At 35.7% G+C, this 19,400-nt stretch carries 29 protein-coding genes; 28 read left to right on the forward strand and 1 reads right to left on the reverse strand.

Annotation, left to right across the window (positions count from 1 at the left end; translation table 11 throughout):
• The first annotated feature begins 264 nt into the window (after nt 1-264).
• From BK137_RS14755 to BK137_RS14805, 12 genes are all read left to right on the forward strand, one after another.
• A complete protein-coding gene (locus BK137_RS14755) occupies nt 265-2,601 on the forward strand; it encodes a phage/plasmid primase, P4 family (RefSeq protein WP_038185504.1) in 2,337 nt (778 codons plus the stop codon).
• Nucleotides 2,602-2,877: 276 nt separating this feature from the next.
• Nucleotides 2,878-3,300, forward strand: coding sequence for a hypothetical protein (locus BK137_RS14760; RefSeq protein WP_038185502.1), 423 nt, complete (start codon nt 2,878-2,880; stop codon nt 3,298-3,300).
• Between the two features lie 4 nt (nt 3,301-3,304).
• On the forward strand, nt 3,305-3,844 hold the full coding sequence (locus BK137_RS14765; RefSeq protein ID WP_038185500.1) for an ERCC4 domain-containing protein: 540 nt from the start codon (nt 3,305-3,307) through the stop codon (nt 3,842-3,844).
• A 1-nt stretch (nt 3,845) separates the two neighbouring features.
• Nucleotides 3,846-4,421: a hypothetical protein gene (locus tag BK137_RS14770; protein WP_051448726.1), complete on the forward strand. Its 576-nt coding sequence runs from the start codon at nt 3,846-3,848 to the stop codon at nt 4,419-4,421.
• A 27-nt stretch (nt 4,422-4,448) separates the two neighbouring features.
• Nucleotides 4,449-4,622 (forward strand): hypothetical protein, encoded by a 174-nt coding sequence (locus BK137_RS22345; RefSeq protein ID WP_155981189.1) that lies wholly within the window; start codon nt 4,449-4,451, stop codon nt 4,620-4,622.
• A complete protein-coding gene (locus tag BK137_RS14775) occupies nt 4,619-4,855 on the forward strand; it encodes a hypothetical protein (protein ID WP_038185496.1) in 237 nt (78 codons plus the stop codon). Before BK137_RS22345 ends, BK137_RS14775 begins: the two co-directional genes overlap by 4 nt.
• Nucleotides 4,855-5,109, forward strand: coding sequence for a hypothetical protein (locus BK137_RS14780; protein ID WP_038185493.1), 255 nt, complete (start codon nt 4,855-4,857; stop codon nt 5,107-5,109). Before BK137_RS14775 ends, BK137_RS14780 begins: the two co-directional genes overlap by 1 nt.
• Nucleotides 5,106-5,480, forward strand: coding sequence for a hypothetical protein (locus BK137_RS14785; protein ID WP_051448725.1), 375 nt, complete (start codon nt 5,106-5,108; stop codon nt 5,478-5,480). Before BK137_RS14780 ends, BK137_RS14785 begins: the two co-directional genes overlap by 4 nt.
• Nucleotides 5,467-6,036: a dUTP diphosphatase gene (locus tag BK137_RS14790; protein WP_038185491.1), complete on the forward strand. Its 570-nt coding sequence runs from the start codon at nt 5,467-5,469 to the stop codon at nt 6,034-6,036. Before BK137_RS14785 ends, BK137_RS14790 begins: the two co-directional genes overlap by 14 nt.
• 184 nt (nt 6,037-6,220) lie before the next feature.
• Complete coding sequence (locus tag BK137_RS14795) at nt 6,221-6,661, forward strand: sigma factor-like helix-turn-helix DNA-binding protein (RefSeq protein ID WP_051448724.1); 441 nt, start codon at nt 6,221-6,223, stop codon at nt 6,659-6,661.
• Nucleotides 6,662-6,831: 170 nt separating this feature from the next.
• A complete protein-coding gene (locus tag BK137_RS14800; RefSeq protein WP_051448723.1) occupies nt 6,832-7,698 on the forward strand; it encodes a DUF5677 domain-containing protein in 867 nt (288 codons plus the stop codon).
• Between the two features lie 110 nt (nt 7,699-7,808).
• Complete coding sequence (locus tag BK137_RS14805) at nt 7,809-8,015, forward strand: hypothetical protein (RefSeq protein ID WP_155981188.1); 207 nt, start codon at nt 7,809-7,811, stop codon at nt 8,013-8,015.
• Between the two features lie 167 nt (nt 8,016-8,182).
• Here the strand turns inward: BK137_RS14805 and BK137_RS14810 are convergent, their stop codons facing one another.
• On the reverse strand, nt 8,183-8,566 hold the full coding sequence (locus BK137_RS14810; protein WP_038185486.1) for a membrane lipoprotein lipid attachment site-containing protein: 384 nt from the start codon (nt 8,564-8,566) through the stop codon (nt 8,183-8,185).
• Nucleotides 8,567-8,821: 255 nt separating this feature from the next.
• On the opposite strand from BK137_RS14810, the gene BK137_RS14815 reads away from it, so the two are divergent.
• The 16 genes from BK137_RS14815 to BK137_RS14890 all read left to right on the forward strand — a co-directional run bounded on the left by BK137_RS14815 (nt 8,822) and on the right by BK137_RS14890 (nt 19,341).
• Complete coding sequence (locus BK137_RS14815; RefSeq protein ID WP_038185484.1) at nt 8,822-9,559, forward strand: hypothetical protein; 738 nt, start codon at nt 8,822-8,824, stop codon at nt 9,557-9,559.
• Between the two features lie 170 nt (nt 9,560-9,729).
• Nucleotides 9,730-10,113 (forward strand): hypothetical protein, encoded by a 384-nt coding sequence (locus BK137_RS14820; protein ID WP_038185472.1) that lies wholly within the window; start codon nt 9,730-9,732, stop codon nt 10,111-10,113.
• A 193-nt stretch (nt 10,114-10,306) separates the two neighbouring features.
• A complete protein-coding gene (locus BK137_RS22675) occupies nt 10,307-10,468 on the forward strand; it encodes an HNH endonuclease signature motif containing protein (protein WP_235175742.1) in 162 nt (53 codons plus the stop codon).
• Nucleotides 10,469-10,639: 171 nt separating this feature from the next.
• The gene (locus BK137_RS14830) at nt 10,640-11,161 is read left to right on the forward strand and encodes a phage terminase small subunit P27 family (RefSeq protein ID WP_038185466.1); all 522 of its coding nucleotides are present in this window, start codon (nt 10,640-10,642) and stop codon (nt 11,159-11,161) included.
• Nucleotides 11,158-12,843 carry a terminase large subunit gene (locus BK137_RS14835; RefSeq protein WP_038185463.1) on the forward strand — a complete coding sequence of 562 codons (1,686 nt, stop codon included), beginning with the start codon at nt 11,158-11,160 and terminating at the stop codon, nt 12,841-12,843. Before BK137_RS14830 ends, BK137_RS14835 begins: the two co-directional genes overlap by 4 nt.
• Nucleotides 12,844-12,899: 56 nt before the next feature.
• Nucleotides 12,900-13,133, forward strand: a complete 234-nt coding sequence (locus BK137_RS14840) for an Acb2/Tad1 domain-containing protein (protein WP_051448735.1) — start codon at nt 12,900-12,902, stop codon at nt 13,131-13,133.
• Nucleotides 13,134-13,352: 219 nt separating this feature from the next.
• Entirely contained in the window at nt 13,353-14,582 is a 1,230-nt protein-coding gene (locus tag BK137_RS14845; protein WP_038185461.1) for a phage portal protein, read from the forward strand.
• Nucleotides 14,560-15,300, forward strand: coding sequence for a head maturation protease, ClpP-related (locus tag BK137_RS14850; RefSeq protein ID WP_038185460.1), 741 nt, complete (start codon nt 14,560-14,562; stop codon nt 15,298-15,300). Before BK137_RS14845 ends, BK137_RS14850 begins: the two co-directional genes overlap by 23 nt.
• A gap of 19 nt (nt 15,301-15,319) precedes the next feature.
• Entirely contained in the window at nt 15,320-16,522 is a 1,203-nt protein-coding gene (locus BK137_RS14855) for a phage major capsid protein (RefSeq protein WP_051448722.1), read from the forward strand.
• A 68-nt stretch (nt 16,523-16,590) separates the two neighbouring features.
• Complete coding sequence (locus tag BK137_RS22350; RefSeq protein WP_038185774.1) at nt 16,591-16,836, forward strand: hypothetical protein; 246 nt, start codon at nt 16,591-16,593, stop codon at nt 16,834-16,836.
• Nucleotides 16,837-16,852: 16 nt separating this feature from the next.
• Nucleotides 16,853-17,170 (forward strand): head-tail connector protein, encoded by a 318-nt coding sequence (locus tag BK137_RS14865; RefSeq protein WP_051448721.1) that lies wholly within the window; start codon nt 16,853-16,855, stop codon nt 17,168-17,170.
• A complete protein-coding gene (locus BK137_RS14870) occupies nt 17,167-17,526 on the forward strand; it encodes a phage head closure protein (RefSeq protein WP_038185458.1) in 360 nt (119 codons plus the stop codon). Before BK137_RS14865 ends, BK137_RS14870 begins: the two co-directional genes overlap by 4 nt.
• Entirely contained in the window at nt 17,516-17,896 is a 381-nt protein-coding gene (locus BK137_RS14875; protein ID WP_038185455.1) for an HK97-gp10 family putative phage morphogenesis protein, read from the forward strand. Before BK137_RS14870 ends, BK137_RS14875 begins: the two co-directional genes overlap by 11 nt.
• Nucleotides 17,893-18,234 (forward strand): hypothetical protein, encoded by a 342-nt coding sequence (locus tag BK137_RS14880; protein WP_038185452.1) that lies wholly within the window; start codon nt 17,893-17,895, stop codon nt 18,232-18,234. The genes BK137_RS14875 and BK137_RS14880 overlap by 4 nt, the downstream gene beginning before the upstream one ends.
• Nucleotides 18,235-18,251: 17 nt before the next feature.
• A complete protein-coding gene (locus tag BK137_RS14885; protein ID WP_038185449.1) occupies nt 18,252-18,842 on the forward strand; it encodes a major tail protein in 591 nt (196 codons plus the stop codon).
• 121 nt (nt 18,843-18,963) lie between these two features.
• A complete protein-coding gene (locus tag BK137_RS14890; protein ID WP_051448720.1) occupies nt 18,964-19,341 on the forward strand; it encodes a hypothetical protein in 378 nt (125 codons plus the stop codon).
• Nucleotides 19,342-19,400 lie beyond the last annotated feature (59 nt).

A 19,400-nucleotide genomic window follows, 5' to 3' on the forward strand; every position in this document is an offset into this window, starting at 1 on the left:
AATTTCATAGAGAAGTCCTTTTGATGGGCTTCTCTTTTCTATTACAAAATAAAAAAGCCGAACGGTCTTAAAGACCGAACAGCTTAAGCAGTAGTATAACCACCGCAGGCGATACTTTCACCTTAAAGGTAAATGTAATCTCCATAGGTTTCACCCTTTTTGAAGGGTAGGATTTAGGCCGAAGCTTAACCCCTCAACTCTACTTATAAATTAATATTAAACTATCAATTTGTGGAAATCAATAAAAAAATAAGGAGGGCCACTGTGAAAGGAAAAGAACACTTTAATTTCAATGAAATACCCGCAGAATTAAAAGCCCTTCCTCAATGGATATTATGGCGGTTTGAAGAACGTGGTGGAAAGAAGACAAAGGTACCATATCAACCAAATGGAGAAATGGCACAAGCGAATAATCGGCGTACATGGTCAACATTTGCAACAACTGTGAAATTCTACATGCAAGGTAACTATGACGGAATTGGATTTGTATTCAGTCGTCAAGATAGTTATATAGGGATTGATATTGATAAGTGTGTTGTGGTCGACAAACTGAACACATTCGCTACAGAAATCATCGATACAATAGATTCTTATACTGAATTTAGTCCATCTGGAACAGGTATTCACATCATCATTAAGGGTAGTCTTCCACAGTCTGTGATGGGGACAGGACGTAAAAATACAAAACACGGATTAGAAATTTATTCGTATGGCCGTTACTTTACTTTCACGGGTAATCGTGAAAACTCAAATGATGTTTATGATCGCACGGATGAATTAGCAGGCGTTTTTGAAAAGTATTTTGACGATAGCGATATTCAAGGTCGCGTGAATTTAGCTGAGTTTGAAAAAGATGAAATTAAACATTCAAATGAAAAACTTTGGGAAATGATGTTCCGTTCGAAAAATGGCGATGAAATAAGAAGCCTTTATAATGGCAATTTAATTAAAGATGACCATTCTGGTAGTGATTTAGCGCTATCTAACCACCTTGCATTTTGGACGGGAAAAAGTGCTCCAAGAATGGATTCAATGTTCCGTGAAACCTCCTTAATGCGTGATAAATGGGACAGAATTCATTTTAGTGATACAGGTGAAACGTATGGTGAACGTACCATCGCAGAAGCTATTTCTTCCACTACAGCAACGGTGTTGGACCATCAAAATGACAACGAATTTTCATTTAGTTTCAACAATGATGAAGTGGCAGAGGAAGTAGAAAAGCCAGCTCGCAAATTTAAATTAACCGATTTAGGAAATGCAGAGCGAATCGCATACGAATATGGGCATGTAATTCGCTATATTCCATCAGTCGGTTGGTACATCTGGAACGGCAAATATTGGGAGTATGACGAAAAAGGAAAATTACATCGCCTTGTTGCTAAAGTCGTCCGGAAACTTGGTGAATCAAATGATGAAACTGAGCAAAAATGGGCTAGACATTGCGAAAAGCATAATGTACGTGAAAGTGCCATTAAAGATTTGAAGATACTGGTACCAGGAGATCGTAGTGATTTCGATAGACATAAATATTTGTTGAATATCGAAAATGGTGTCGTAGATTTGAAAACAGGTAAATTACAGCCGCACAATCGTGAACTTAGCTTGACTAAAATGACGAATATTACATTTGATGAATCGGCGAAATGTCCTGAATGGGTAAGTTTCTTAGAGCAAATATTCTTGGGTGATAAAGAATTAATCGAATACATGCAGCGTTTAATCGGTTATAGCTTAACAGGTGAAATAAGTGAACAAATCATGGTCTTCCTGATTGGAGGGGGTAGCAATGGTAAATCAACGTTTATTAATACGATTAAGGACATCATGGGCGAGTACGGCAAACAAGCTAAATCGGACACGTTTATTAAGAAAAAGGAAACTGGGGCGAACAATGACATTGCACGATTGGTCAGTAGCCGTTTTGTGTCAGCGATTGAATCAGAAGACGGAGAACAATTGTCAGAAGCGTTCGTAAAGCAAATCACAGGTGGTGAGCCAGTGTTAGCGCGTTTCTTGCGACAAGAGTATTTCGAGTTTATACCTGAGTTTAAAGTATTCTTTACGACAAACCATAAGCCAGTAATAAAAGGTGTGGACGAAGGGATATGGCGCCGTGTGAAGCTTGTTCCATTCAATCTACAACTACCGAAAGAAAAACGTGATTTGAAGCTACCTGAAAAATTGTCACTTGAAATGTCAGGGATCTTGAATTGGGCTATCGAAGGCTGTTTGAAGTGGCAGCAGTCGGGGTTGTGTGAACCAGTAATCGTGAAGAAGGCAACCGGCGATTATAAAGAAGATATGGACATTCTCGGACCATTTCTTTACGAGTGCTGTTATGTGCCCATGATCGATGAAGTGAAAATTGAAGCGAAGGAACTTTATGAAATTTACTCCAATTGGTGCTACAAAACTGGTGAGCATGCATTAAAAAATCGAGCGTTTTATCGAATGCTCGAGACGAAAGGTTTTAAAAAGAAAAAAGGCAATCAGAATAAAACATTTATTCACGGAGTTACTTTAAAGGAGCGAAAAGGTAGCTATTTTCAACAAAAGATATCGGAAAACGGCAGTGAAACGGGTTTTAAGTTAGTTTAATAACTTTTTTGAAAAGTGACTTGAAGTCAATGGTATCTAGTGTTTGAGTAGTTTTATATTTATTAAAGTTATCTTTTGTTATTTGTTTTTGTATTAATTAAAAAAATAAAAAAAATATATAAGTACTATATAGGGCGCTAATGCACTTTTCGGGTAACATTTAGTAACGGATTTTCTGAAACCTTTGTGGCTGTAAGGTGCAAGGGGGTTATCGTTTAATAACTTTCGCTAAAAATGAATGTTTTTAGGTAACAATTCAGCAACTGAGGTGATAGATTGCAAACTTTAAAAATTTTATCTGATATTTGGAAAAGTGGCGCTGAAATGAATCTTAACCCAGATGGTCAGATTGAATTGAAAAATCATCAATTAGTGCCAACTGAAACAATGAAGGCTGCTGAAAGTATTTTTCCGGAAATTGAAAAATGGTTTAGATCTTGGCAAGGTGCAAGCTCTGTTGAAATTACGTTGCAAAAAATACTACATCAATTCTGTGGTTGGCAGCACAACGAGAAATTAAATGAATGGTTATGTTCAGAAATCGATTCTCTTTTACTTTTTGATGAATGGATGATCTCACTAACCAGAAACGGTTGGAATGATATGTACGATGATTACCGCAAATTTGAAAATAATGAATCCAAGGTAATAGCGCAAGAGGTTTATAGATTAGCTTGCGTGTATACGAAAAGGAAGTGACAAGTTGATTCATTACCATTACACAGATACAGAAATGAATAAAATCTTAAAAACTCTCACGATTATCATAGATACAAGAGAAAACGTAAACGGCCATATCTTGGATTATTTACACGCAAAGGAAATACCCATCAAAAATAAGGCACTTAAAACAGGTGATTATTCTGCAATGATCCCAGCTAATCCAGAGTTGGGTATACACAGGGATATATATTTGAATGGCTGCATTGAGCGTAAAAACTCTATCGATGAGATAACAGGCAATCTAGGTAAGGACAAGCGTACAGCATTCGAAAATGAACTGATAAGAGCTAGTCAGAATCCCTTCACCTTAATTGTGGAGGACAAGGACGGTTATGAAAAAATCTTAAAAGGTAATTACAGGTCCAAATATGACCCTAAAGCATTGCTAGGCAGCTTGAAGACTTTTGAAGCTCGTTATAATTTTTCAATTGTTTATTTAGATAAAAAGTTTAGTGGCAATTACATTTACCATCAATTTTATTACATGGCAAAAGAATTTCTAAAAAAGGGAGCGTTTTAAAATGTCATATGCAAATTTCAAAGCAACAGTTAAAAAGTTAAATATTAAACCAAAAGGTGTACAAGAAATTGTATTAGAAATAAACGGCGACCAATTAGATGGCCAACTTGAAGCGATTGCTCAGATGGTAGATCTACGAGTAGCTGTTGAACTAGATTCCGAGATTGTAAGTTTCAGAAGAAAAGTAAATGTGATTACCAATCAACCTACTGTTCAATATTCAGTTAGCGATAAAGGTATTGTTGAAGTGCAAGCGCCGGACCAATTAGAACTTGAAGGGATGCCTGAAGAGGAAATTCAAGTTGAGGATAAAGAATGCGTAATGGATCGTAAGATTGTGGACGAATTCGTATTAAGTGGACTAGCACCTACTTATGATGATTACCACAAAGACATTGTAGATATTATCAAACGCCGTGTAGAAGGTGAATCGTACCGAAAACTTGCGGAAGAAATTGGTGTAAGTACATCAGAGCTTGTTAATCAAACGAAACGTTATCGTGCGCAAGTGGCACCGTTAGCAAGTGCATGGTGGGAATGGAAACAAACTCAACCGGTTGTTGAAGGTGATGAATAACAACTCACACTAAGGGGTGGCTGGAGTATGAAATATCTAAATGTAAAAAGAATTCATGAAGGTATTGAATGTTTAAAAGCCGAGATTGAACATAATTCATATCCAAGTCCATCAAAGACGGCTGTGTCAGTCCGTGTCAGTTTATTAAATCAAATGATTGGTTATATAGAGAAGTTGGAAAGAGAGGTTGAGGGGAAATGAGTGAGAAAGTGAAGGTTAGTCGTGAGGTTGCTGAAGCATTGGATAAACTAAGTAAAGATGATGAATGGACTCAAAATTATAATTTGATTAAACATGCAAAGCAATTTTCAGGTAATGGTATTTGTATGAAAGCTAACTGGTCCGATGAATTTAAGATTTTAAATACCTTGCAGCCAATAACATATGCAAAATGTTTGATTTTAGGTTACGAAATCAAAGGAGTGAATGCGTGATGATTAAAATCAATAGCTTACAAGTTAATCTAACAATGCATACCGAAAGTTACGTAGTTGGGGAAGTACCTTGCTACATTACTCAAAGAGTAAATTACAAAGACGATTTAATGGTTTCAGAAATTAAGGATTGTTCAATGGAATACGAAGATTCAATTCACCCTTTCTATGAAATTTATGCAAACGGGCAGTTGTACAGACGTATTGAGTATTCGCCAGTAACAATTGGTTATGAAAGGGTGCTTGAGGAATGACCATTTCAGATGAAATTCTAGCTAATCCAATTTTACATGAACTACAGAACCTATTAGAAAACCAAACAGCAAAAGGAATTGCTAAATATCCTAATACCGTCAATGTGGACGACTATTCGTTAGTAGGATGGGCCAAACACGCACAAGAGGAAACATTGGATAAATTGGTATACCTAACTTGCATGAAGGTAAAAGCAACCGAAATGGAAATGAAGATTGATAAATTATTATCCATAGCACGATTTTACGCACATCCACAAACATACGCATGGATTGATGATAAATCACGTTATATACCATCTGATATTGAAGATGACAAAGGGAATAAAGCTAGAAAAGTATTGGAGGAATTGGGATATGAATCTTACTAAATTATTTGAAGCACAAGCAGTATTAGATCGTGATATTGAATTACGTCACCCGGTGGAAGATGGAGAAGACCGATTGAGTAAAAAGATTCTTGCTTTACTAGTAGAACTTGGTGAGTGCGCTAATGAATTTAGAGGATTCAAATTTTGGAGCAATGACCAGGAACCGAGGACAATTAAAAAGCATTATGCAGATGATATGGGAGCACATTTCGTTTGGAAAACAACAAATCCACTTTTAGAAGAATACGTCGATTGCCTTCATTTTATTTTGAGTATTGGGAATGACCTTGAAATATTAAATATCACAGCAATAGAGCCGTTACTTAGATTCGAATCATATCCTAATCGTACAGTTATGTTTGTCTATTCTAAATTGTATAGGGAAGTAACAATAATGCTGAATGAAGAAAAAAGTGTTGCTTGGGAGAGTTACCATTATGTGCTTCAGTGGTTCTTAGAATTAGGTTGGCTATTAGGCTTCACTTGGGAACAAATCGAACAAGCCTACTACGATAAAAATAAGATTAATTTTGAACGTCAGAAGAGTGGATATTGATGTAATTGAACAATCATATATTTTTTGCTTGTAAAAAGAACGTATGCTCGCGTATATGAGGTTTTAATGCTAGATTGGTATATTTTATCATCGAAAGTTTAAAACCTCTCAGAGCGACTGATTTGAACGAATAACGATATGTCTATAGTTCGGTAGGAATAAATAAGAAAGGTAGGTGGTGAACATGTATGAGTGGTTGAAAAATTATCATAGTCTTTATGATGAAATATCCTACCTTGAATTCAACTTAGAACAATCAGAAAGAGAATTAAAACGGTGGACAAGTGGAGATCTATGGGGAGTTAAACTTACCGAGAAATCAAATGGTGCAAAATTAGAAGATATTATACAAAGGATTTCAAACGAACTTAATCACAAACAAGCACAGATGAACGACCTTATGAATTTAGTCGATACATTTAAAGGAATGAACCAGAGGATATTAAAACTAAAGTATGTGGACGGTATGACACTTGAAGAAGTAGCTGAAGAACTAGGGTACAGCGCCAGTCATATAAAAAAGCGTCATGCAGAAATCATGCGAACTATTCAATTTGTAGATGATTTCCAGGAGGGTTCACAAAAGGTTCACTCCTCGAATGTATCGAAAGTATATACAAACTAATTTATAGTGGTAATTGTAAGTTGTTGTGAAAGACAATTTACAGGTATTTGATTTCCTCCTTTATTGGGCCACTCTTGATTGGGTGGTCTTTTGTTATGAATATCATATTTGTATTAATGACAGATAGTCTGTTTTTACGTATGATTGATAAAAAAAGAGGATGAATACAATTGGATATTTACAATCAGTGTCACAGTGCAAGTTATTTAAAGCCCTTTTTTAACGATTTCGTAGTTTCATATTTAGATAAATATTATATCGAAGGGGTACAGACTGCTAATCCTCAGAATGAGGTAGAAGAGAGAGCTTTAACTTTTTTTGTTAAAACTATTAGTAGTGTTAAATCTATAAATAATCTTTTTTTATTAGGTGATATAGTTTCTGCTAGAATTTTAATAAGAAGCTTATTTGAACTAATAGTTTTAATGAAAAAAATTAATAAAGATAAAGAGGAATTTGTTAGGTTTTCTAAAGCGTATGGAAAATTTAAGAGTATAGATGCTAGTAAGATTCAATTAGAAGAAATTAAAAATAAGGGGGAGTATTTTGAGGCTTTTTATACAGAGGCAGAGCTAACAGCTAATTTGGTTAATTTAAAAAGAGAAATTGAAGAATTAGGCTTTTTATCAACTTGGAATAAAACGGAAGGGCGTCCCAAAGTAGAAGGTTATTTTGAAATAAAACAGATGGCTATTGATGTGGACATGGAGAATTTGTATAGTACTACTTATAAAAATTTATGCTTCGATACTCATACTTCTAGTAATCATTTTTATAAGTATATTTTCCAAGATGTGAGTGGAAATAAATTATTAAATTTACATCCATATTTACACGAATTAGATTTAATGATTTATACAACTTGTAGCGTTTTGATTGGCTTTTTTGAATGCTCGGAAGATTTACTAAGAATAGATCGAAAATGTACTGCTAACATGCAATTTCAAAAGTTAATTGAGATCTCATTTATCTTGAAGGATAAGTTATTAGAACAGGGGCATTTGAAGAAAAACGGAATAATAGCACCAATACGATAGCATCTCAGTGAGATGCTTTTTCTTATGCCTCAATACAGCCACATGATGAAGTATGTGGAGTAGGTTAATGCTCTGTAAAAGATTTTAAGATTTAGAGGGAGATGATGAAAGTGAATTCATATTTGAAATTCTTAAATGATTGTATACAGGAATGTGAGTGTAATATACAAGAAGCTGAAGAGCGTTTAACTAAAGGAGTTGTGCCATTTGCTGAGATTAAAGACACAAAAGAATTTTTAGAAGAATGGCGAGAAGAATTAAATGATTTGAAACAAAGAAGAGAATATGAAACTGAATCTAACTTAACATTATATTAAGTTAAGAAGAAGCGATAGAAACTATTGCAAATCCGTATTACGATGGTAATGTCAAAAAGCGTTTTGAAATGCACGAGAAATTAAATTTTCTATTTAGGGCAGTCTTTGCTGCCCCTTTTTGTATATAGGAATAATTAAAGGATTAAACAATTAAACAATGTTATTAACTAATTCTTTAAAATGAATTCTTCTTTTTCACCATTCCATTCGATAGTGAAAATTATTTCGCTATCTTTATTGAGAAAATCACAACCACCACATGAACTAGGTGAATTGCTTTCTAAGGTTCCAGATTCTGATAATTTTTTTATTATTGGACCTTGAAGACTATTTTCACTTTGAAATGAAAATGAAATATCTTTATTTTTTAGGTTCTCTAAGTTTTCGCCTTCGTACTTTATTTTATAGCTTTTCAATTCTTGATCACCATTTTTTTGGGTAAATACTTCTGCATGCCAGTTATTACTATCACCTTTGTAATAAAAGTCATTTTTGGATTGGCAACTTGTTAAAATAAATGCAGATACTAGTATCAACAATATTTTTTTCATGTATATTCCTCCTTGTGAAATTTGTTGAATATTACGGAATTAATATTGTTATAGTATAAACTATATTGTTATAGTATAACCTATTTGGTTAAATTTCACATCTCATATCATGAATGAAAGAAAATTTATTCCTCTATCTCACAATATTGGTTAATGAATACATATTTGTATTATTTAAAACATATTTGCAATTATTGGATTGATATACTACAATTGTAATTGCAACAAGAAACTACATAAAAGGTGGAGAAAAAAATGAAAAAAGTTTTTTTAAGTTTGTTTAGTCTAGCAATTATATTTTTGTTAGGAGGAAATATTGAGGCAAACGCAATGTCCAAAGAAAAAAGTTTAGACGAATTATATGAGGATGCCAAAAATGGCATATCTGATTTATCAGAAGTAGAAATGGAGAAAATGATTGGGAAAAATAAAGTAATTATTACACCTTTACCAGAACAAAATAACTTTTCTACATTTAATATGAATAATTTAACTTCAGATGTGTCGCCAATTGTTGATACATATAGTACGGCTCAAATCGTAGAATCAGGTACTGATTCTGAAATTGCTGCAGTTACTTCATTCTATGATATTTCATTTGAAACAGATAAAAATCAAAATTTAATTAATACTTTTGGAATAGCAACTCAGCCAGGCAATGTTACAGATAGTAAAAAAGCTGTAAGAGCTTACTCAACAATATATGTTGAAAGTACAACTGCAGGTAAAAGATTAACAAAAGCTACTGGTGGATGGACAAAACTAGATACATCAGTTGCTTTATCCGATAGAAAAGTAGTTTACGGCACGGCAGGTATTCCACATTCAAATAATGGCACTTTAAAGCCTTCAAGTGATACATTCAGTATTACACCTTCTCCTGCACATACATTTGTTAATACGAGTGTGTCATATGCTATTGGAATGAATTCAACAGCTACAATTAGATACAGTAGTTCTAGTTGGAGTGTTTATCTTCTAAATAACTACTAATTCCATGTTAATAAAAATGGAGTAATTTAAGTCACATCTAACCGGTGTGGCTTTTTCTTATGCCTCAATACAGCCACATGATACACCTCAATGGGTAATCAGGACTGTTAGTATCGTGTGTCTGTGTGGATGTATAAATTCAATTATGAGTCGTAGAAAGGAGATTTCAAATGCCAGTTTTAATTAAGGATTCTCAATCTCGAAAATCAATTCTTGTTTCGTGTGATCATTGCCATTCTCCATTTGAACTTTCAAATTACAAAAAGGAATCTGTAATTCTAAATCAGAATCCATTATCTAATCCGCAATCTGTGGATGGCATCAACAAAGACATCGAGCACATTTACTTTAACTGTCCATCATGTGGTCATGCATACACATGCTATTACACTGATGAACATATCAGAGCTATGCAAGCTAACCTAAGGAAGGTGCAGCGTAAGCAGTCACACAGACCAACAGCAGCTAAGGCTAGACAAGCTAACGAACTGCACCAATCCATCAAGCAAGCCATGCAGTTGCTACGCATACAGGTGGAGACGCATGACAAGTAAACCACTGAAACCATGTAACAAACCTAACTGTGGACAGCTAACAACCACTCGCTACTGTGAAGCTCACACAACAGAGACAACGAATGATAACCGTTACTATGATAAACATCATCGAGATAAACGTTCCAACTCTTTCTATCATTCAACCGCATGGCGAAAGGCTAGACAGTTAGCAATACTTGAAAGCCATGGTATGTGTGTATCTTGCTTCAATGACAACAGGTTAGTTCCTGGTTACATTGTTGACCATATCATTCCGATAAAGGTTAATTGGTTGAAGCGCTTGGACTTAGATAACCTACAGTATCTCTGCTTAAGTTGTCACAACAAGAAGACATTCGAAGATAAAAAATAAATTAATATATTTTTATTTTATTTCTTTGGATAGTTATTTTTATATTTTTACAGGTAAAAGTGATAGCCCCCCTACTTTAATTGTGTGAAAAATAAACACAAATTAACCGCATGGGAGTTTTCATCGCAGAAAAACCCGTTTTTGAATATTTTTTTGAAGGAGGTGATAGTGATGGCTGGACGAAATAAACAACCTTTGCAAGTGATCCAAGGAAAAGGGGTATCGAAGCATTTAACAAAAGAAGAAATTAAAAAGCGTGAATCCCACGAAACCGCGATGCGTGGGGATATTGATAAGGTGAAACCACCGTCATATTTAACGGCTGCACAAAAGAAAGAGTTTAACGAAATAGCAGAAGAATTAATGAAACTTAATATTTTTAGCAACTTAGATGTGGACTCTTTAGCACGATATTTGGACTCAAAACATCAATATTTACAGCTAATTAAGGATATGAAAAAGATAAAAGCCACTGAAGTCGTTAAAACAGAGTCGGGAAAATCTGTAACGATTGCTAATGATGATTATCCAAAATTGATACGAACAAAAAATACATTGTTTACTGAATGCAGAACTGCAGCTAGTGACTTGGGCCTTACTATCACCTCGCGTCTGAAATTGATTATTCCCTCACCACCATCAACTGTGGGAGAAAAAACGGAAGCAGAGAAACGGTTTGGTAATCGCTTATGAGTGTACTTGAAAGAGTATTTGCCTACTGCGATGACATTTTAGAAGGTCGCATAAAGGCTTGCATAAAACATAAATGGGCAGTAAAACGATTCCTGAAAGATTATGAGGATTGTCAAAATGATGACAGTCCTTTTTATTTTGATGAAGAGGAAGGCGAAGATTTTTATTATTGGGCACTTGAATTTCATCATGTGGAAGGTGTGCTCGCTGAACAGCCTGTAGAGTTAACTGATTTTCAATTGTTCATCAGCGTCAACATTTTCTGTTTCAAGAAGAAATCAAATGGTGCTCGTCGATTCCGTAAGGTTTACATTCAATTGGCCCGTAAAAATGCAAAGTCACAATTCTTAGCAATCATTGCTTCTTACATCACTTTCTTAGGTGATGAGAAACAGCGAGCATATATAGCTGGTTGGCAAAAAGATCAATCCGATGAGGTGTATGAAGCTGTTCGAGATGGAATTGCATCATCAAAGTTACTTGACGGCAAATGGAAAGAGGCTTATGGAAAGATTGAGGTTTTTAATAATAGATCCGTTATCGTCCCTCTATCTCGTGAGACTAGAAAGACTGGTGATGGTAAGAATCCATCTGTAGGAATTGTGGATGAGTATCATGCTCATCAAACTTCTGAAATATACGATGTATTACAGTCTGGGATGGTTGCTCGTAAAGAACCTTTAATGGTTGTTATTACAACAGCAGGATTTGATTTAAGTCGTCCATGTTTCACTGAATACGAATATGTCAGTCGTATATTAGATCCGAATGATGACATTGAAAATGATGATTACTTTGCTATCATCTGTGAACTTGATGAAGGCGATGACATCAAAGATGAATCAAACTGGATTAAGGCCAATCCAATTGTAGCTACTTATGAAGAGGGTCTTGAATCGATTCGTTCTGATTTAAGAACAGCTTTAGACGTTCCAGAAAAAATGCGTTCTTTCATGACCAAAACCATGAACATATGGGTGGATATGAAGGAAGGTGGCTATATGTCATCCGCAAAATGGAAGGCATGTGAAGTCACTGAAATGGACACTTCAGAATTTGATGTTTATATAGGTGTGGATTTATCAAAGAAGATTGACTTAACTTCAGCAGGGTTTGTATTCCCAACAGATTACGGCTTCCATGTTGAACAACATTCATTTATGCCTGAAGAGGCACTTGCGGAAAGACGTGTTAAGGATAAGGTTCCTTATGATCATTGGATTGAAAAAGGTTGGTTAGATGTTACACCAGGAGCTGTAGTAGATTACTCATTTGTAGAAAATTGGATTGTGAATGAAATAGAAGCGAATGGTTGGAATCCGATTATGCTTTGCTATGATCCATGGGGGGCTACTCAGTTTGCACAAAACATGACTGAAAAGGGCTTTGTATGTGTCGAAATCAGACAAGGTTATGGAACATTATCAGAGCCAACTAAAGATTTTCGTGAGGCAGTCTATCAAGGCGATGTGACTCATGTTGGTGACAAAGTATTATCCTGGGCATTCGGAAATGCTATAGCTGAAATGGATGGAAACGAAAATATTAAACTGTCCAAAAAGAAATCACGTGAGCGGATAGATCCTGCAGCAGCAGTTATCAATGCATTTGTACAAGCTAAATTTGCTGAAGTGAATACAGGTGATGGGAATATCAGTTTTATTTCTATTAATGATTTATAAGAGAGGATGAATAAAAAATGAGTAATACATGTTTTAAGTGTGGTAAGTCAGAAGTCATGACAGAGTTTTGTAGTGATTGTTTGTTAGGTACAAGTAAGATAGAAAACAATTTCAAATACCATTCACCAAAAGAAGGACAACCGAAAAAATATGAGGATATTCGGGAGAAAGCGAAAGAATTAGCATATTTAATTGATGAATTATGTCCTAACAGTCGAGAAAAATCAGTAGCAATGACTGAACTTGAAACAGCAGTTATGTGGGCGAATGCATCAATCGCTCGTAATTAATATAGTCACTCAATAGAGTGGCTTTTTATTATGCCATCTGCAACATCAACTGTGGAGGAAAGTAGGTGAAACCGTGAAGCGACTAATTAACTGGGTACAAAAACTATTTAAAAAGAAACAGCCATATAACCCACTTCCACATCGAGAAGTACACTTAATCAACAACGACAGCAGCTGGTATCGTAAAACCTTCGAGCGACCGCGGAAGGTGGTGAAAAAATGAGATGGTATCAAAAGTTTAATGTAAAAGCGAAAGCAGCAATAGCAGGTTGGAAGGGTAAAACTTATGATTTTTCGGATTGGTTTGGTCGTACTTTTTGGGGTGTTGATAATTCACAGTTAGTCACGAATGAGACAATTTTCAGCGTCATCAGTCGGTTATCTAACACTTTATCTGCACTGCCTTTGAAATTGTATGATCAATATGACATAACGGTGAATCAAGCAGCTGATGTTCTAATCAATGAACCTAATTCTAATATGAGTGGGTTTGATTTAATAAACAAAATTGAAGTAAGTCGTAATGAAAAAGGAAATGGTTATGCAATCATTCAACGTGATATTCGAATGCAACCAGAAACGATTATCCCTTTAGATGCAACCTATGTGGAAGAGTTCTTAAATAACGATGATGGTGAACTATGGTACAAAATACAAGCTAATAGCGGTACAATCTACGTTCACAATATGAACATGTTACACGTAAAGCATATTAGCGGAGCGTCGCGTTGGCGAGGTATTAGCCCAATTGAGGTTCTTAAAAATACTTTGAAATATGATAAAGCAGTTCAAGAATTTTCACTTTCTGAAATGGAGAAAAAAGAATCATTTATTTTAGAGTACGGAGCTAACGTTAAAGAAGGAATACGTCAAAATATTATTGATGATTTCAAAAGATTTTATAAAGAAAATGGCGGAGTTTTGTTCCAAGAACCTGGTGTAAATCTTAAAGAGATACAGCGCAAATATGTAGCATCTGATACGTTAGCATCTGAGCGCATTACACGCTCAAGGGTTGCTAACGTATTTAATGTTCCAGTATCTTTTTTGAATGACAATGAAGGTGCGAGTTACGGATCCAATGAGCAAATGATGATTCAATTCGTAAATATGACGTTATTGCCGATTGTACGCCAATATGAACATGAATTTAATCGCAAATTGTTAACTAAAAAAGACCGCCAAGATGGATTGTATTTCAAATTCAACTTAGGTGGTCTTTTACGTGGTGACACAGCTGCCCGTACTAATTTTTATCAAGCTATGTTACGAAGTGGCGGAATGAAGCCAGATGAGGTTCGACAATTAGAGGATTTATCGCCAATCGGGGGTAAGGCTAATGAATTGTGGATATCAGGGGATTTATATCCGATGGAAATGGACCCAACTCAACGTAAAACAACATCTACGAAGGGAGGTGAACAAAATGACCAAACAGAAAAAGAGTAGTTTCTTCGATATCAAAGCATCTGCAGATGGAAAATCAGCGGATGTTTTTATTTATGGCGAAATTACTCAATGGGCTTGGGAAGAATTTGGCGAAATGTCCTCCACAATTTTTAAAGAGAAATTAGATGAAGCTGGAGACGTTAGCACAATTCATCTTTACGTAAACAGTCCTGGAGGTTCAGTTTTTGAAGGATTAGCAATTGGTAACATGTTAAAACGCCACAAAGCTTATGTTATTGCCCATGTGGATGCACTAGCAGCATCGATTGCAGGTGTACTTATAATGGCAGCTGATGAAATTCGAATGCCTTCAAATGCGATGTTGATGCTCCATAATGCTTGGACTTGGGCAAGTGGTAACGCTGAAGAGTTGCGCAAAGCAGCAGACGATTTAGAACGTATTAATCAATCAACAATGCAAATGTATTTGGATAAAGCTGGTGATAAGTTGAATGAAGATACATTGAAACAGTTACTTGATGGAGAAACGTGGTTATCGGCTGAAGAAGCATTCAATTATGGTTTGTGCGATGTGGTTGAAAGTGCTAATCAAATGGTGGCATCTATCGATGACCGATTTGCCAAGCAATTTAAAAATATCCCTCAGCAATTAAAAGAACCAGCACCACATATTATCTCAGCTGAAGAAAAAGCGTTACGTGAAAGCATTCTCGCAGATTCGAAGGCGAATCTTACTTATTTGAACACAATACTTTGATGAAAAGAGGAAAATAATTATGAAAACATATAAACCAAAAACATTTAAAGCGTTATTAACATTACCTATTCAATTTTTTGGAGGACAAACACTTTTTGAATTGAAACAGTCAATTGCAACTTTAGGTCAACAGCTACAAAAAGTTGAAGGTGAGCTTTCACAAAAAGCTATGGATCCATCTGCATCTCTTGAAGATATTCAAGCATCGCAGAAGTCAAAACAAGATTTACAGGCTCGTTTTGATATCGTGAAACAACAACATGACCAATTAGAAGCTGAGCAAAAAGCTAAACTAGCTTCAAATAAAGGTTTAGGAGCCATCGAAGATCCAGAACAAAAAGTTGTTGCTGCAAAGGCTTCTCTAATCCGTTCAGCTATGCGAGGTAAAGCATTAGACGGAGACGTTCGTGCTGCACTAGGCGATGATGCTGCATCTGGCGGTGGTAAATTCTTACCTAAAACTGTATCCCAAGACGTTATTCTTGCGCCACTTGCTAAAAACCCATTACGAGGTAATTCGGCAGTTACGCAGATCACAAACTTAGAATTACCACGTCTAGCATTTACACTAGATGACGATGATTTTATCGCTGATATGGCAACTGCAAAAGAATTAAAAGCGAAAGGTGATACTGTTGCGTTTACTCGTAACAAATTCAAAGTATTTGCAGGTGTGTCTGAAACAGTTATAAACGGATCTGATGCAAATTTAGTATCGCATGTGGAAAATGCACTTAAATCAGGTGTAGCTGCAAAAGAAAAGAAAGTAGCATTTGCTGCAACTCCTAAATCGGGTGAGGAACACATGTCGTTCTACTCAACTGAAAATGCTATTGTGAAAGTTACTGCAGATAGCAAATACAAAGCAATTAAAGATGCAATCGCAGATCTACACGAAGACTATCGTGATAACGCTAAAATCGTAATGTCATATAAAGATTACTCAGACATTATCGAAGTATTAGCTAATGGTAGTGCAACATTGTATACTGCGCAACCAGAGCAAGTGTTGGGTAAACCTGTTATCTTTGCCGACAGTGCATCGAAACCAATCGTGGGGGATTTCTCTTATTCTCACTTCAACTATGATATTGGTGAAACTTTCGAGCGTGATAAAGACATCAAAACAGGTATTGAGCAATTCGTTGTAACAGCTTACTTTGACCACCGTATCAAATTAGCTTCAGCATTCCGTATCGCTGATGTAGTCGCTAAACCCTAATAATCCCCTTGGGATAGGGGAGGCAACAATAGGTACGGATTTTATTATTAAATAAGGGGTGAAATGTAATGCCAACAAAAGATGAATTAAAAGAAATATTCAGCACTGGTAAAAAACCTACTGGCGCAGATTTTGCTGCATTAATTGATGGAGTTGAAGGTCCAGCAGGTGCAAAAGGCGCAACTGGTGCGGCGGGAGCACAAGGACCAAAAGGTGACAAGGGAGATACAGGAGCGGCAGGCAAAGATGGTTTCGGTACAAAAGCGCAGTATGATGACATTATTTCTAGGCTCGCTACACTTGAATCTACTTAAAAGATGGTGATTTGAATTGGACAAACTCTTAAATGATCTAAAAGAATATTTACGAATTGATGGAGACGATGAAAATGCGTCTCTTTCTTCATTCCTACAAGCAACCATTTTATATCTCGAAAATGCCGGTGTAACTCAGCCAACTGATTATTACTTACAAGTTGGAGAGAAGGATGTTTACGCACAGCACAGATTAGCCGTTCATTTGCTCGCCACACACTTTTACGAGAATCGTAATGTAATTAACCCTACAAGTATTAAAGTCGCTCAGATACCTATTCCTTATGGTTTGCAGTCACTTATATTGCAGTTGAAATGGGTGTATGTAGAATGAATTATCGTTCTAATAACAATCCTGGTGAATTGAAATATCGTATTACATTCTTAATTCCACCAGGAGGAGAAGATGAAGATGGTTTTCCAATTACTAAATGGACAGCGTTTAAAAAACCGATTTGGGCAGCTATTAAAACATTAAAAGGTAAAGCTTTTTATGATGCAGCTGCAGATCAGTTACAAGACATGAAAACTTTCGGAATTCGTTATAGAAAAGATGTGGATGACAATATGCGGATTCGTCATAAAGATAAGATTTATAAAATCATTTCCATGAACAATGATGATGAAAATAATCAATGGTGGACAATACACGTTCGTGAAACAAAGGACGGTGCTGTTGATGGACTTTGAATTCACTGGATTAGAAGAGTTGCGAAATAGATTAACTGGAATGGCCAACACAAAAGTAATTGAAGAAAAGGCATTGACGGAAGCAGGCGAATATTTACGTGACAAGCTTGAATCAAATGTTTATTCACATGGATTAAAGAAGCGTTCTGGTAAATCAGAGCGAAGCTTTAAAATTAGTTCAAAAGTTATTAATGGCGCCATTGAGGTTGGTTTATCCAATCAAAACAGTGACGCCTTTTATTTATTCTTTCATGAGTTTGGGACATCTAAAATGCCTGCAAGACCTGTTGTGAGGCCCACTTTCGAACAAGAGAAATCCAATGTAGAAAGGAAAATGGCTGAAGTTGTAGGAAGGGAGTTAGGATTATGAGTTTAAATAAATTAATCATTGATACTCTCAAACCAATTGGTATTCCAGTTGCTCTATTAACGTATACAGGAACAGCTACAACGTACATTACTTTCTTTCAATATAACGAAATGGGTGTAGTATTTGCGGAGGATTCTGAGCAAGAAACACGTCATTCAATTCAGATTGATGTGTGGTCCAAAGGCAATCATGTGGATGTGGTCAAACAGGTAAAGAAATTATTGAAAGAACAAGGCTTCTCGCGTGTAACTGCACATGAACTTTATGAAGATGATACGAAAATCTTCCACAAAGTTATGCAGTTTTATTATGATGATCAATCAGAAATTAACTTATAGAAAAGGAATGATTATATATGAGTGGAGTATTAATCGGTTTAAAAGATTTATTCTTTGCGCCAGAAAAAGTAGGTGCTGAAAACGGCTTTGAGAAGCCATATCGCATCGCTAAAGCAATGGAAGCTAAAGTAGCTCCCAAGACATCAAATGCAGTATTGTACGCTGATGATGGAGCAGCTGAATCAGCAAGCGCAGAAGGTGAAACAGAAATCGAGTTAGGTATCGATGCACTTTCAAATGATGTGTATGCAAAATTGCTTGGAAAACAAGTAATTAACGGTGGTGTAATTGATACAACAGCAGACGTTGCACCAAACGGAGCACTATTGTTCAGAGCTTTGAAATCGAACGGGAAGTACCGTTATTTTGTATTCTACAAAGGTAATTTCCAGTTACCAGAGGAAGAATACAAGACTAAAGGTGAATCTATTGAATACAACACACCTAAAATTAAAGGTGTATTCGTCCATTCAGATACGATTTTAGATGCAAAAGGGAATGGGATTAAACGATATATTGTGGATGAAGACGATACAGGTGCAGATGCAGCAGTAATTGCTGAATGGTTCGATGAAGTTCAATTACCAACTGCAACACCTGCGCCCTAGTACACCCCTTGCTATAGGGGATGCAGTAATTGGAACGAATTTTATTATTAAGTAAGCAAACGGAGTGAGTCGGATAATCGGCTCACTTTTTATTTTCATTAAAAATTAGGAGGAATAAATGATGGGTAAAACAACGAAAGCAGAAATTATGAAAGATGAAGGTGTAAAGGTGGTATTAGGGAACGTGAATGAACCAAAGAAAGTGAAGTTAGCAGATGGTAAAGAATATGAAATCAAATTTGATTTAAACTCCCTTTGTTCATTGCAAGAAAAATTTGGTGACGATGCATTAAAAGCTTTGAGTGGCATTGATGGTTCAGATTTCAAGCTAATTCGTACAATCTTGTTCTGTGTTTTAGAACACGAAGATTTAACAGAAAAAGAAGTGGGTTCATTAATTGATATGACTAATATATCAAGTGTAGTAGAAGCGTTGAGTCTGGCTATAGAAAATTCAGCGCCAGAATCAGAAGAAACTCAAACTGAATCGGGAAAGTAGTGAAATCGAGCGAATTACCGTTCGATTTTTTTATTTATATAGGGACTGTTCATCTAAAT

This window comes from Viridibacillus arenosi (assembly GCF_001955655.1).
GTDB lineage: Bacteria > Bacillota > Bacilli > Bacillales_A > Planococcaceae > Viridibacillus > Viridibacillus arenosi.